The sequence below is a fragment of the Pseudomonas sp. TE3899 genome (assembly GCF_056279105.1).
On record NZ_JBWBQR010000001.1, the window covers coordinates 5,651,537 to 5,664,859 of the forward strand.

Annotated in this window: 7 protein-coding genes, 1 tRNA gene and 1 pseudogene; 2 read left to right on the plus strand and 7 right to left on the minus strand. The window is 59.3% G+C overall.

Features of this window, described 5'->3' with window-relative positions:
- The first annotated feature begins 144 nt into the window (after positions 1–144).
- The gene (locus ACZ89E_RS25620; protein WP_476256685.1) at positions 145–2,499 is read left to right on the plus strand and encodes a glucose/quinate/shikimate family membrane-bound PQQ-dependent dehydrogenase; all 2,355 of its coding nucleotides are present in this window, start codon (positions 145–147) and stop codon (positions 2,497–2,499) included.
- Between the two features lie 62 nt (positions 2,500–2,561).
- Here ACZ89E_RS25620 and ACZ89E_RS25625 read toward each other — a convergent pair whose 3' ends face one another.
- The 7 genes from ACZ89E_RS25625 to rpsU form a co-directional block, all read right to left on the minus strand.
- Positions 2,562–2,996, minus strand: coding sequence for a transcriptional regulator (locus tag ACZ89E_RS25625; protein WP_149659581.1), 435 nt, complete (start codon positions 2,994–2,996; stop codon positions 2,562–2,564).
- Between the two features lie 5 nt (positions 2,997–3,001).
- Positions 3,002–3,547 carry a DUF4258 domain-containing protein gene (locus tag ACZ89E_RS25630; protein WP_476256686.1) on the minus strand — a complete coding sequence of 182 codons (546 nt, stop codon included), beginning with the start codon at positions 3,545–3,547 and terminating at the stop codon, positions 3,002–3,004.
- Positions 3,536–3,612: transfer RNA gene (locus ACZ89E_RS25635), tRNA-Ile, on the minus strand. Before ACZ89E_RS25635 ends, ACZ89E_RS25630 begins: the two co-directional genes overlap by 12 nt.
- Before the next feature lie 15 nt (positions 3,613–3,627).
- On the minus strand, positions 3,628–7,374 hold the full coding sequence (locus ACZ89E_RS25640) for a bifunctional diguanylate cyclase/phosphodiesterase (RefSeq protein WP_463258639.1): 3,747 nt from the start codon (positions 7,372–7,374) through the stop codon (positions 3,628–3,630).
- 123 nt (positions 7,375–7,497) lie between these two features.
- The gene (rpoD, locus tag ACZ89E_RS25645) at positions 7,498–9,348 is read right to left on the minus strand and encodes an RNA polymerase sigma factor RpoD (RefSeq protein WP_054044152.1); all 1,851 of its coding nucleotides are present in this window, start codon (positions 9,346–9,348) and stop codon (positions 7,498–7,500) included.
- Positions 9,349–9,415: 67 nt separating this feature from the next.
- Positions 9,416–11,395, minus strand: a complete 1,980-nt coding sequence (gene dnaG / locus ACZ89E_RS25650; protein ID WP_133835747.1) for a DNA primase — start codon at positions 11,393–11,395, stop codon at positions 9,416–9,418.
- Between the two features lie 476 nt (positions 11,396–11,871).
- Entirely contained in the window at positions 11,872–12,087 is a 216-nt protein-coding gene (gene rpsU / locus ACZ89E_RS25655) for a 30S ribosomal protein S21 (RefSeq protein WP_002551877.1), read from the minus strand.
- 199 nt (positions 12,088–12,286) lie between these two features.
- On the opposite strand from rpsU, the pseudogene tsaD reads away from it, so the two are divergent.
- Positions 12,287–13,313: pseudogene (gene tsaD / locus ACZ89E_RS25660) on the plus strand (tRNA (adenosine(37)-N6)-threonylcarbamoyltransferase complex transferase subunit TsaD).
- Positions 13,314–13,323 lie beyond the last annotated feature (10 nt).

The window sequence follows — 13,323 nt, forward strand, 5'->3', positions numbered from 1 at the left end:
TTGGCATGTTACAGCACGGCTTGCCCGGCGGAGGTTTGATCTGGCCTCAGGACCGTTCAGAACTTTTTCATCTGCGACAAATTGCCATAAGTAACTAGGTAGTACATCATTTCGCGCTTGTCACAAATGGGGAAAACTTCCGACATGAATAATTCTGGGGCTGCCGCCGGCAGCAAATGGTTGCTGTGGGGGCTGGGTGTCCTGATTGCGTTGATCGGGCTCGGTCTGGCCGGTGGCGGTGGTTACCTGATTGCGTTGGGAGGGAGTTGGTACTTCCTGCTGATGGGCCTGGCGATGCTGTTGTCCGGGCTGATGATTGCCCGTCGTAAGCCGCAAGGAGCGTGGCTGTACGCTCTGGCGCTGATTCTGACGGCGATCTGGGCGGTGTGGGACAGCGGTTTCGATTACTGGCCGCTGGTTTCGCGGGTACTGACGTTTGCCGTGATCGGTCTGGTTGTCGCGCTGATTTATCCCACGCTGGTGCGTGCTTCCGGCGCTCATGCTGGGCGCGGCGCCTACGGTCTGGCAGGCATTCTGGGGGTGGGCGTCGTCGCCACGCTGGCCTACATGTTTGTGCCGACCCACGTGGTCAGGGCCAGCATTGAGCCTGCGGTGACCCCGGTGAAACCGGGCACCGAACAGAAAGACTGGGCCCACTGGGGCAACACCACCGCCGGCAATCGTTTCGCCGCGCTGGACCAGATCAACAAAGGCAACATCGACAAGTTGCAGGTGGCCTGGACTTTCCACACCGGCGACATCCCGCAAAGCACCGGCGCTGGCGCCGAAGACCAGAACACCCCGCTGCAAATCGGGGACACGGTCTACACCTGCACCGCCTACGGCAAAGTCTTCGCCCTGGACGCCGACACCGGCACCCAGCGCTGGAAGTTCGACCCTCAAGGCACCGCGCCGAACTGGCAGCGTTGCCGTGGCCTGGGTTATTCCGAAACCCCTGTGTCGTCGGATAACCAGCCAACGGCCTGTGCGAAACGTCTGTTTCTGCCGACGGGCGATGCCCGTCTGATCGCCATCAATGCCGATACCGGCAAGCCGTGTGAAGACTTCGGCGACAAAGGCACCGTCGACCTGAAAACCGACATGGGCGAAGTCAAACCGGGTTACTACCAGCAAACCTCGACCCCGCTGGTCGCGGGCAATGTGGTGATCGTCGGCGGACGCGTGGCCGACAACTATTCCACCGGTGAACCACCCGGCGTAGTCCGTGCCTACGACGTGCGCAGCGGTGAACTGGTGTGGGCGTGGGATCCGGGCAACCCGAACACCACCAAGCGCCCGCCGGCCGGCGAGACCTATACCCGTGGTACGCCCAACGTCTGGTCGGCCATGTCCTACGACGCCAAGCTCGGTCTGGTCTACCTGCCAACCGGCAACGCTACGCCTGACTTCTTCGGTGGCCAACGCACGGCCTTCGATGACAAGTGGAACTCATCCATCGTCGCCATCGACGTGAGGACTGGTCAGGTGCGCTGGCACTTCCAGACCACCCACCACGACCTCTGGGACTTCGACCTGCCGGCGCAACCGCTGCTCTACGATGTGCCGGACGACAAGGGCGGCACTCAGCCAGCCTTGGCGCAAGTCACCAAACAGGGCGAGATCTTCCTGCTCAACCGCGAAACCGGCGTGCCCATCGCCCGGGTCGAAGAACGGCCGGTACCGCAAGGCAACGTCCCCGGCGAACGTTATTCGCCGACCCAGCCGTTCTCGGTGGAAATGCCGTCAATCGGCAACCAGACACTGACCGAATCCGACATGTGGGGTGCTACCCCGTTCGACCAATTGATGTGCCGCATCCAGTTCAAAGGCATGCGCCACCAAGGCGTCTACACCCCGCCGGGCCTTGATCGCGCACTGCAATTCCCGGGCTCCCTGGGCGGCATGAATTGGGGCAGCGTGTCGGTTGATCCGAACACGAATTACATGTTCGTCAACGACATGCGCCTGGGCCTGGCCAACTACATGATCCCGCGCAACAAAATCGCCGCGGGGGCCAGCGGCATTGAAATGGGCGTTGTGCCACAGGAAGGCACGCCATTCGGCGCCATGCGCGAACGTTTCCTCTCGGCGGCCGGTATCCCGTGCCAGAAACCACCGTTTGGCACGATGTCCGCCATCGACCTCAAGACCCACAAACTGATGTGGCAGGTTCCGGTCGGCACCGTGCAAGACACGGGGCCGCTGGGCATTCGCATGCACTTGCAGATCCCGATTGGCATGCCGACGCTGGGCGCTTCGCTGGCGACTCAGTCGGGGTTGTTGTTCTTTGCCGGCACTCAGGATTTCTATCTGCGGGCGTTTGATACCGGTAATGGCAATGAGATCTGGAAGTCGCGCTTGCCGGTGGGCAGTCAGTCCGGGCCGATGACTTACGTTTCACCGAAGACTGGCAAGCAATACATCTTGCTGACGGTGGGTGGGGCGCGACAGTCATCGGATCGCGGGGATTATGTGATTGCTTATGCGTTGCCTGAGTAAGGGGAGTCGCAGGTGAAGAAAAAGCCCGGCATTTTTTGCCGGGCTTTACAGAACATTCAGACTCAAGCGCATGCTTGGTTGTGCCATTCGCCTTCAAACTCCAGATTCAGTTTGTAGAGTTCGTGGTCCATTTTGTTGATGGTATTGATAGCCGCCATCAGATCCGCTTCACCCGTTTTGGCTTCAAGATAAAGGCCTCGCAAGTAACGGTCGTTTACCATCGGGATCTTGTCGGTTTTTTCCCAGATCGCTACAGCCTGACTTGTCAAACCAACAATCTCGGCGAGGCTTTCCTGGGACAGGCCAAGCTCCTTCCTCAAAAATCTGAACTCAGCACCTGTTAGTACTGAAGGTTTCTCCGCGATGGCTTTGCCGATTACGTCATGGAGGCCCTTCACATCCGTGATGGCGACAGACTCGCCATAGGCGGTCTCCTTCACCACGAAGCCATTGCTAAGCCATACGTTCGGTAGGCCGCTTTCTACGTAGTGGTACATAAAATTCATCCCTTCTTTTGTATCGTGGTCACTATGACGAGAAATGTCCCGTCGTCATCGATGTCGATTGCCCCGACGACCTGGAGAGGTGACCCAGCTTTGAACCAGGAAATAGTAAATCTCCAATCACCTCCCGGTTGCTGAAACGGCCCCTCGGTGATCTGCCCTTTACCCAGACAGTCCATCACGTCCGGCATGTTCACGCCTCGTTCAATCATCCGCGCCTTAGCGTGTGGGGAGTAGAAGATGCGTTCCGATACCTCTGAAAGCTCACGAATAATTTCAAGCGCTTTCTTTTTTGGCAGTGGAAAAGGAAGAAGAGGGCTCATGTGTTTTTCTATAGTATTTATAGGTTGAGCCGTCCTAAAGTTCAAGGTCGGTTTGTCAATTTCAAATTTGTGTCTACGGATGACTTCGTGTCGCTGGAAATCGATGTGGACACTTTGTGGACATTTCCGCTGCTTTATTGAAGCAAAACTCATCTGAAAAACCAGAACGCCAGACACGAAAAAGCCGCGCATCAGCGCGGCTTTTTTGTTTGGTGGGCCCACACGGACTTGAACCGTGGACCAAAGGATTATGAGTCCTCTGCTCTAACCAACTGAGCTATAGGCCCTCAGTAGGCCGCGGATTATAGCGATGGTTTCTCGGCTGTGCTATCCGAAAAATCCGATACGGCTATACGAAGAAACGTCGCGGCGAATTCTTCGGGCGGTAAGGGCAGGCTGACGATGTAGCCCTGGATCTGTTCGCAGCCTTCGAGGGCGAGGAATTCTTGCTGGGCCTGGGTTTCGACGCCCTCGGCGATGATGGTGAATTGCATGCTGCGGCCGAGGGCGATGATGGCTCGCACAATGGCCGCGTCGTGGGGGTCATCCGGCAGTCCGCGGACGAAGGACTGGTCGATCTTGAGGATGTCCAGCGGCAGGCGCTTGAGGTAACTGAGGGACGAATAACCGGTGCCGAAGTCGTCGATCGCCAGTTGTACGCCCAGGTGTTTGAGTTGGTGCAGCACGGCCAGCGCTTCTTCAGCTTGGCTCATGATGAAGTTTTCGGTAATTTCCAGTTGCAGAAATCCGGGCTTGAGGCGGTTGTCCTTGAGCAGTTGTTCGATGCGGCCGAGCAGGTTCGGCTGGCGCAGTTGTGCGCCGGCGAGGTTGACCGACAGTGGGCCGAGGCTTTCGTAGAGCTGGTTCCATTCAAACATCTGCCGGCACGCGGTCTCGAGTACCCAATCGCCGATCTGCAGGATCATGCCGTTTTCTTCAGCCAGGGGAATGAAGTGCTCAGGGGGCACGTCACCGAAGGTCGGGTGGCGCCAGCGTATAAGCGCTTCGGCGCCCACCAGGCGATGGTCGTCGAGGCTGATCTTCGGTTGGTAGTACAGGTGCAATTCATTGCGCTCGATGGCGCGCCGCAGTTCGTGTTCCAGCGCTATGCGCTCGCTGGCCTGGGCCGTGAGGTCGCGGGTGTAGCTTTCGACCCGGTTGCGCCCCTTGGCCTTGGAGCGGTACATCGCCGCATCGGCGTTTTTGACCAGCGTGGCGACGTCACAACCGTCCTTCGGATAAAGACTGGTGCCGATGCTGGCGCTGATGAAGAACTCGTGTTCACCGGCCTGAAACGGTGCGCAGAAGCAGTTGAGCAGTTTGGTGGCGATGTGGTCGGCATCGCTGGCTTGCTGCAAGCCGGGCAGCAGAATGATGAACTCGTCGCCGCCCAGGCGCGCGACCGTGTCGATGTCCCGCAGCTGCTCCTTGAGGCGCACGGCGATGCCTTTGAGGAGCAGGTCGCCGACCGGGTGGCCGAGGCTGTCATTGATGTGCTTGAAGCGGTCTAGGTCGAGGAACAACACCGCGCCTTGGCCGCCGTTTTCCTGCTGGTTGTTGAGCGCGGTCAGCAGTCGGCTTTCGAACAGCGTGCGGTTCGGCAGGCCAGTGAGCGGGTCGTGGTGCGCCTGGTAATCGAGCTTGGCCTGGGCGTGCTTGAGGCTGGAGATGTCCGCGAACACGGCGACAAAGTGCGTGATGAACTTGTCGCGGTTGCGCACGGCGCTGATGGTCAGCCAGCTCGGGTACAGTTCGCCGTTCTTGCGCCGGTTGGAGATCTCGCCCTGCCAATGGCCCTCGTCGGTCAATTGATGCCACATCGCCGCGTAGAACGCGCTGTCATGCAGGCCCGAAGCGAGCAGGCGAGGGGTGTGGCCCAGTGCTTCGCTCTCGCTGTAACCGGTGATTTCGGTGAAAGCGCGATTGACCGCGCTGATGTGCTGCTGGGTGTCGGTGATCAACACGCCTTCGGCGGTGCTCTCGAATACCGTGGCGGCCTGTTGCAGTTTCTCCTGCATCAGGTGGCGCTCGGTGATGTCTCGGGCGATGGTCAGCATGCAATCTTCATCACCGATCGGCAGCGGCCGGCTGGACACTTCGCAGAGGCGGATCTGCCCGTCATTGCGGCGGATGTGGCAGCTGAAATCCCGGACAAAGCCATCCCGATGCAGCAAGTCGAGCATCTGTTTGCGTTCGTTCAGATTGACCCAGATCCCCAAGTCCAGCGCCGAACGATCCACTGACATCGCGCTGTTGAAGCCCGTAATGCGGCTGAAACCCTCGTTGACCTCCAGCAGCAGGCCATCGCTCTGCCGCGACAGCAACAAGCCGTCAGGCGAGGCGTGGAAGGCCTTGGCGAACTTTTCTTCGGAGGTTTGCAGCTGTTGCTGGGTTTCCTTGAGCTGACTGATGTCCCGCACCACGACCACCAGTGCGGGCGTCGTATCGAGATCGAACGGCTCGGCGGAAATAAGGCCGGTGAACACCTGGCCGTTGTTGCGGCGAAAGGGCATCTCCAGATTGCGGATGCTGCCGGCCTGCAACCGTTGCAGCAAGCCCGGCCCAACCCCCGGAATGCCCCAGATGTTCAAATCGGTGGCAGTCTGGCCGATGACGTCCCGGGCCTTGAGGCCAATCTGCTCTTCAAAGGCTTCGTTGACCTCCAGCAGGCAGCCATCGGACAGCCGCGCGATCACCAGGATGTCCGGGCATTGCTGGAACACCGAGGCGAACTTCTGTTCCGACAGGCGCAGCGCCTCTTCCGTACGCTTGGCGTCGCTGATGTCGATCATCAGCCCGCGCAGCACCGGTTCATGGCCGTGCTCGATCAGGCTGACGATATCGCGCACCCACAGGCAGCGGCCATCGGCCGTGATGACCCGGTAATCGACGCTGTGATCGCGCCCGGCCAGCACTTCGTGGTCGCAAAAGGTCTGGGCGCGGGTCAGGTCCGCGGGGTGGATGATGTTGCGCCAGAACCCCGGAATCAGCCAATGGGACAGGGGATAGCCGAGCAGATCCTCGGCGTGGGGCGACACGTAGCTGTAGGTGAAATCGCTGATCCGTGCTTCCCAGGCAATGGCGGACAGGCTCTCTACCAGCCCGCGATAGTGGTATTCGCTGCTGCGCAGTTCCTGTTCCAGATCGATTCGCCGTGCGATTTCCGAGCTCAGGCGGCGATTGATCCGGATCACCACCGCCAGGATGATGATCAGCAATACCAGGCCCGGCAGCCCGTAGACCAACAAGTCGGACCAGAAAGTCCGGTGATCGAGGACGTTGCCGACCCAATGCTCTTGAATCGCACTGATTTCGCTCGGGCTCATGTCCGCCAGGACTTTATCGATGATGCCGACGAGCATTTTGTTTTTCGGCGGCACCGCCATTGCCAATTGATAGCGATAAGGCGTCTCGCCGCTGACATAGAGCCCGTCGAGCTTGAGCTGGCGCAGGCTCCAGACGCTGGAGGCGAGATCACCCACCACGGCATCCACTTCGTCGGTGGCCAGCGCCTGCAACGCCGAGCTGACGTTGGGCATCGCCACCAGGTTCAGATCCGGATGATGGGTGCGTAGCAGCTCATGGGGGGCGTAGTTTTCCACCACGGCGATTTTCAGGCCGTACAGGTCCTCGATTTTGCGCGGCTGGGCGCCTCCGACATGGGCGAGGATGACAATCGGAAAATCCAGGTAGGGGCGGGTGAACGACAGGTAAGTCTGGCGTTCCGGGGTCGACATGATGCCGGGCAACAGGTCCAGCTTGCCTTGTTTGACCTGTTCCAGCACCACCGTCCAGCTGACGGGCTCGATGGGGGTGAGCTTGATGTCCAGGCGTTGGCGGATCACGTTGATATAGTCCGCGGCCAGGCCCTGGTAGCGCGCCTGTTCGTCGCGGAACTCGAAGGGTGGCCAGGACGCGTCGACGCCCAGACGCAAGTCCGGGTGAGCCGCCAGCCAGCTACGTTCTTCGTCGGTCAGAGTCAGCGCGCCAGCCGTTGCGGTCCAGGTCATCAGCGACAGCAAAAAAAGCACGGTCGGCAATCTGGGCATAACGGTCTCGTTATGGCTCGGGGGGAATGTTTCGAGTGTAGACGGGCAATTCGGCGGGGGGGTGATGCGGGGGATTTAATCTGTATAAAGCAAAACCCCCGGCCTGGGCCGGGGGTTTTGTGATCACTCGTCGAGGAAGGAGCGCAAATGCTCGCTTCTCGTCGGGTGGCGCAGCTTGCGCAGCGCCTTGGCTTCGATCTGACGAATCCGTTCACGGGTCACGTCGAACTGCTTACCAACCTCCTCGAGGGTGTGGTCGGTATTCATGTCGATACCGAAGCGCATGCGCAGAACCTTGGCTTCACGGGCAGTGAGGCCGGAGAGAACTTCGCGAGTCGCTTCTTTAAGGCTCTCAACGGTAGCAACATCGATTGGCGACTGCATGGTCGAGTCTTCGATGAAGTCACCCAGATGGGAGTCTTCGTCATCACCGATCGGGGTTTCCATGGAGATCGGCTCTTTAGCGATCTTCAATACCTTGCGGATCTTGTCCTCAGGCATTTCCATGCGTTCGCCCAGCTCTTCCGGGGTCGGTTCGCGACCCATTTCCTGCAACATCTGCCGGGAAATACGGTTGAGCTTGTTGATCGTCTCGATCATGTGCACCGGAATACGGATGGTGCGGGCCTGGTCAGCGATCGAGCGAGTGATCGCCTGACGGATCCACCAGGTGGCATAAGTCGAGAATTTGTAGCCGCGGCGGTATTCGAACTTGTCTACCGCTTTCATCAAACCGATGTTGCCTTCCTGGATCAGATCGAGGAACTGCAGGCCACGGTTGGTGTACTTCTTGGCGATGGAGATCACCAGACGCAAGTTCGCTTCAACCATCTCTTTCTTCGCGCGGCGGGCCTTGGCCTCACCGATCGACATGCGACGGTTGATGTCCTTGATCTCGGCAATCGTCAAACCGGTTTCGGTTTGCAGCGCGATCAGCTTTTGCTGGCAACGAATGATGTCCGGTTGCAGGCGACCGATGGCTTCGGCGTATTTGCCTTTGCCCTTGGCCAAGCCGTCGGACCAGCTTTCGTCGACTTCGTTACCCGGGAACTGGCGCAGGAAATCGGCACGCGGCATGCGCGCATCACGAACGCAAAGCTGCATGATCGCGCGCTCTTGCTGACGCAGGCGATCCAGGGCACTGCGAACACGCTCGACCAGGCCTTCGAATTGCTTCGGCACCAGTTTGATCGGCATGAACAGCTCAGCCAGCAGCACCAGTTCGGCAATCGCCGCCTTGTTGCCACGACCGTGCTTCTTCAGCGCCTTGCGGGTGATTTCCATCTGATCGGAGACAGCGCCAAAACGCTGTGCCGCGATGACCGGATCCGGCCCGCTTTCGGCTTCTTCTTCGTCGTCGGTGCTGGCTTCAGCTTCTTCGTCGTCGGTGTCGTCATCCGCTTTCACGGCTTTCGGATCGACAGGCGGAGGTACTTCGGCTGCAGGCGGCGCAATGCCGTCGTCCGGGTCGATATAACCGCTCAGGACGTCGGACAGGCGGCCACCTTCGGTGGTGACGCGAGTGTATTCGGACAGAATGTGGTCAACCGTGCCAGGGAAGTGCGCAATTGCGCCCATCACTTCGCGGATGCCCTCTTCAATACGCTTGGCGATTTCAATTTCGCCTTCACGAGTGAGGAGCTCTACCGTACCCATTTCACGCATGTACATGCGCACTGGGTCGGTGGTGCGACCAATGTCGGTCTCGACCGCTGCCAACGCTGCTGCTGCCTCTTCGGCCGCGGCTTCGTCGGTATCGGCGTCGGCCAGCATAAGGGAATCCTTATCTGGCGCAACCTCGAATACGTTGATCCCCATGTCGTTGATCATGCGGATGATGTCTTCCACCTGTTCCGGATCTGAAATATCCTCCGGCAGGTGGTCGTTGACCTCCGCGTAAGTCAGGTAACCCTGCTCACGACCAAGTGTGATCAACTCTTTGATACGAGACTGCTGTTGCGCTTTTCCGGACATAACACCCTATCCACTGAAGGTCTTGGCGGGCAAAAAACAAGCCGAGGATTATACCTGAGCTATGACCTCACGCGCCAGTTGAGGTCGGGGTTGATACAGCCATATTGCGTTTTAATAGGTCGCGCATCTGATTTGCGATCTGATTTGCTTCCTCCGCGGTCAGTCCTGGCTGCCTTGCTTTCCTGATTAGTGCTTCCAGGCTATCCGTGTGTTGCGTTGCCGATAACCTAGTAATGGTGTCTAAAAACTGTTGTTCAAGGTTGTCACCGTCAATCAGCCATTCCTTTTCCGCCAAAGCCTTGAGCAAACGTCCCTGTTCGGTCCCGTGCCAGCGGGCCATTAGCTGGATTGAGTTTAGCTTAGGATTTTTTTGCACGGCCCCGATCAGGGCGACCAGCAACTGCGCGTAGGTATTGCTCTCATTGGCGAAGTGGTCGGCGGTTTCTACCTTGCCGGCCAGGTCCGGGTGATGAATGAGCGTGCGCAGCGCGATCAGCGTCGGGGCTTCTACGGCAATCGGTGTGCGTGGCGCGCTCGGTTGATCGCGATCGCCGCCACGCTTGCCATTCTTGTCCCAGGGTTTCTTGTCCCACTTCTTGCCGCCGGCGCCGGGTTTCTTCGGCGTCCATTCCTGCTGCGGCGCGTACGTGTCTTGTGCCTGAGGCTGATGGTAGTCGCTGTAATCCGGCATGGCGTCGTAATCGATGCCCGGATCGTAGGCCGGCGGCGCGTCCTGAGGAGCGCTTTGCACCAGCTGACTCATGGCTTCGCCCGTCAGGCCGGTGATTTCGGTCAGTCGCTGGCGCATCAGGATGCGCAGGTTGGCGCCCGGGACTTTATCGATCAGCGGCGCGGCGAGGGTGGCCATGTGAGCCTTGCCTTCGAGCGAGCGCGGGTCCGATTCTTCGGTCAGTTGCTGGAAAAAATAATCGGCCAGTGGTTGCGCGTGTTGATTGATCCGCGCGCGGAAGGCGTCAGTGCCTTCGGAGCGCACCAGCGTATCCGGGTCTTCGCCTTCGGGCAGAAACAGGAAACGTGCGCGCCGACCATCCTGCAGGCACGGCAGCGCCGCTTCCAGCGCTCGCCAGGCGGCATTTCGCCCGGCCTGGTCACCATCGAAACAGAACAATACGTTGGGCACGACGCGAAACAATCGCTTCAAGTGCTCTTCGCTGGTGGCGGTGCCCAGGGTCGCGACAGCATTGCGCAGGCCTTGCTGGGCGAGGGCGATGACGTCCATGTAGCCTTCGACGACGATGATTTCGTCGAGGTTGCGGTTGTTCTTGCGCGCTTCATAAAGGCCGTAAAGCTCTTGGCCTTTATGGAAGACCGGGGTTTCCGGTGAGTTCAGGTATTTCGGCTTGTCGTCACCCAGCACGCGGCCACCGAAGGCAATGATGCGCCCGCGACTGTCGCGGATCGGGAACATCACGCGATCACGGAAGCGGTCATAGCGTTTGCCGGTTTCGGCGTTCTCGATCAGCAGGCCGGCGTCGACCATGGCTTTTTGTTGCAGGGTGTCGCTGCTCAAATGCTTGAACAGATTGTCCCAGCCGGGCGGGGCGAAGCCGAGGCCGAAGTCCCGGGCGATTTCACCGGTCAGGCCGCGACCTTTCAAGTAGTCCACGGCGGCTTTGCGCGATGGGTGGCTTTTCAGTGCTTGCCGGTAAAACTCGGCGGCGGCGGTGAGCAGCGGGTACAGCGGCGAATCGGTCGGCTGCCGCGGCTTGTGCGGGCGGCCGCTTTCTTCGCGGGGGATTTCCATGCCAGCGGCTTTGGCCAGTTCTTCGACCGCCTGGACGAAATCCAGGTTGTCGTGGTCCATCATGAAGCCGAGGGCGTTACCGCCAGCACCGCAACCGAAGCAGTAATAGAACTGCTTGTCGGGGCTGACGCTGAAGGACGGGGTTTTCTCTTTGTGAAACGGGCAGCAGGCGGTGTAGTTCTTGCCGGCTTTTTTCATTTGCAGGCGCGAGCTGACCACGTCGACGATGTCGGTGCGGTTCAGAAGGTCGTCAATAAAGCTCTGGGGAATTAGCCCGGCCATGGCGTTCTCGTCATCTGAAATGGACCCAAAACAAAGGCTGGCGAACACAGGGTATTGTTTGAGGCACGCAAAATGTGCGGCTCGACCGGTGTCGTCTGCGTAATCGCTGTCGGGAAGTGTATCTGCCGAAAATCCACTGACGTTAGTACCAATCAGTATTCGACTATTTGAAAGTGTTGCGCTGAAATCCGCTGCGGCCAGTCGATGGCCTCGGATAGCTCATAAGCGGGCACGCAAGAAGGTGCCTTGGGCTGATCGTCGTGAGAGGAATCAGTGGGTGTGCTCGTCAGTAGCCTTGGAAGGCTCGTCAGAAAAGACGTGCACCGCTGGCAAAAGAGCCAGGTCTGACGCTGTGAAGCAGGTTTGTCTCGGTCGCGTCTGCGGCGTTGACGGTAAAGCATCAAGCGTTTTACGCAAATGCCATAAGCCCGGCTGAGGGCCGGGCTTGGCAGAAGCTTGCTACGAACGTCTGTGTATTAGTACAGACGAACGGCGCGGCGCTGTTCGCGCTGTACTTTCTTGGCGTGACGCTTAACAGCGGCTGCTGCTTTGCGCTTACGCTCAGAAGTTGGCTTCTCGTAAAATTCGCGGCTACGAACTTCAGCCAGTACACCGGCTTTTTCGCAGGAGCGCTTGAAACGACGCAGAGCTACGTCGAAGGGTTCGTTCTCTTTTACTTTGACGGCTGGCATCCAGAGCTACCTTCATTCATTACCGGGGTCAACATCCTCGCGGCAAAAGAGCACTTGAAGACGTCGGTTTTTAAGGGTTGCGGATGTTAACTCCTCATCGACCGGAATGCAAAGCCTCTGATCGAAAACCGCTAGTCGGGGCATCCCATGGCGACTATTATGCGCGCCTTCGAATTCAGCCTAAACAAGGCGCAAACCCATGCTAGTACTGGGATTAGAAACCTCCTGCGACGAAACCGGTGTCGCATTATATGACAGTGAACGCGGCCTGCTGGCCGACGCGCTGTTCAGCCAGATCGACCTGCATCGCGCCTATGGCGGCGTGGTGCCGGAGCTGGCCCTCCCGTGATCACGTCAAACGCATGCTGCCCTTGATTCGTCAGGTGTTGGCCGAGGCCGGCTGCGTGCCGACCGAGATCGACGCCATCGCTTATACCGCCGGTCCCGGACTGGTCGGGGCGCTGCTGGTCGGGGCGTCCTGCGCCCAGGCGCTGGCCTTTGCCTGGGGCATTCCGGCCCTTGGCGTACACCACATGGAAGGCCACTTGCTGGCGCCGATGCTGGAGCCGCAACCGCCCGAATTCCCGTTCGTCGCTTTGTTGGTATCAGGCGGTCATACGCAGCTGGTTCAGGTCGACGGGATCGGCCAATACACGTTGTTGGGCGAGACCCTCGACGATGCCGCCGGCGAAGCATTCGACAAGACTGCGAAGATGATGGGGCTCAATTATCCGGGCGGTCCGGAAATCGCGCGCCTGGCGGAGCAAGGGGTTGCAGGACGTTTCACCTTCCCGCGACCAATGTGCGACCGCCCGGGCCTGGCCTTCAGCTTCAGCGGCTTGAAAACCTCCGCCCTGAACACCTGGCAGCAATGCGTCAGCGCCGGGGACGACAGCGAGCAAGCCCGTTGCGACATCTCTCTGGCGTTCCAGCAGGCCGTGGTGGAGACTTTGACCATCAAGTGCAAGCGCGCCCTGAAAGCGGCGGGCATGAAGCGTCTGGTGATCGCTGGGGGCGTCAGCGCCAACAAGGCACTGCGCACCTCCCTGGAAAAAATGCTCGGCGTTATGAAGGGCGATGTGTTTTATGCGCGCCCGGAATTCTGCACCGATAACGGCGCGATGATTGCGTTTGCCGGTTGCCAGCGGTTGCAGGCGGGCCAGCACGAAAGCTTGGCGATCAGCGTGCAGGCGCGCTGGCCGATGGAGCAGTTGTCGGCGCTGTGATGAGCGGCGC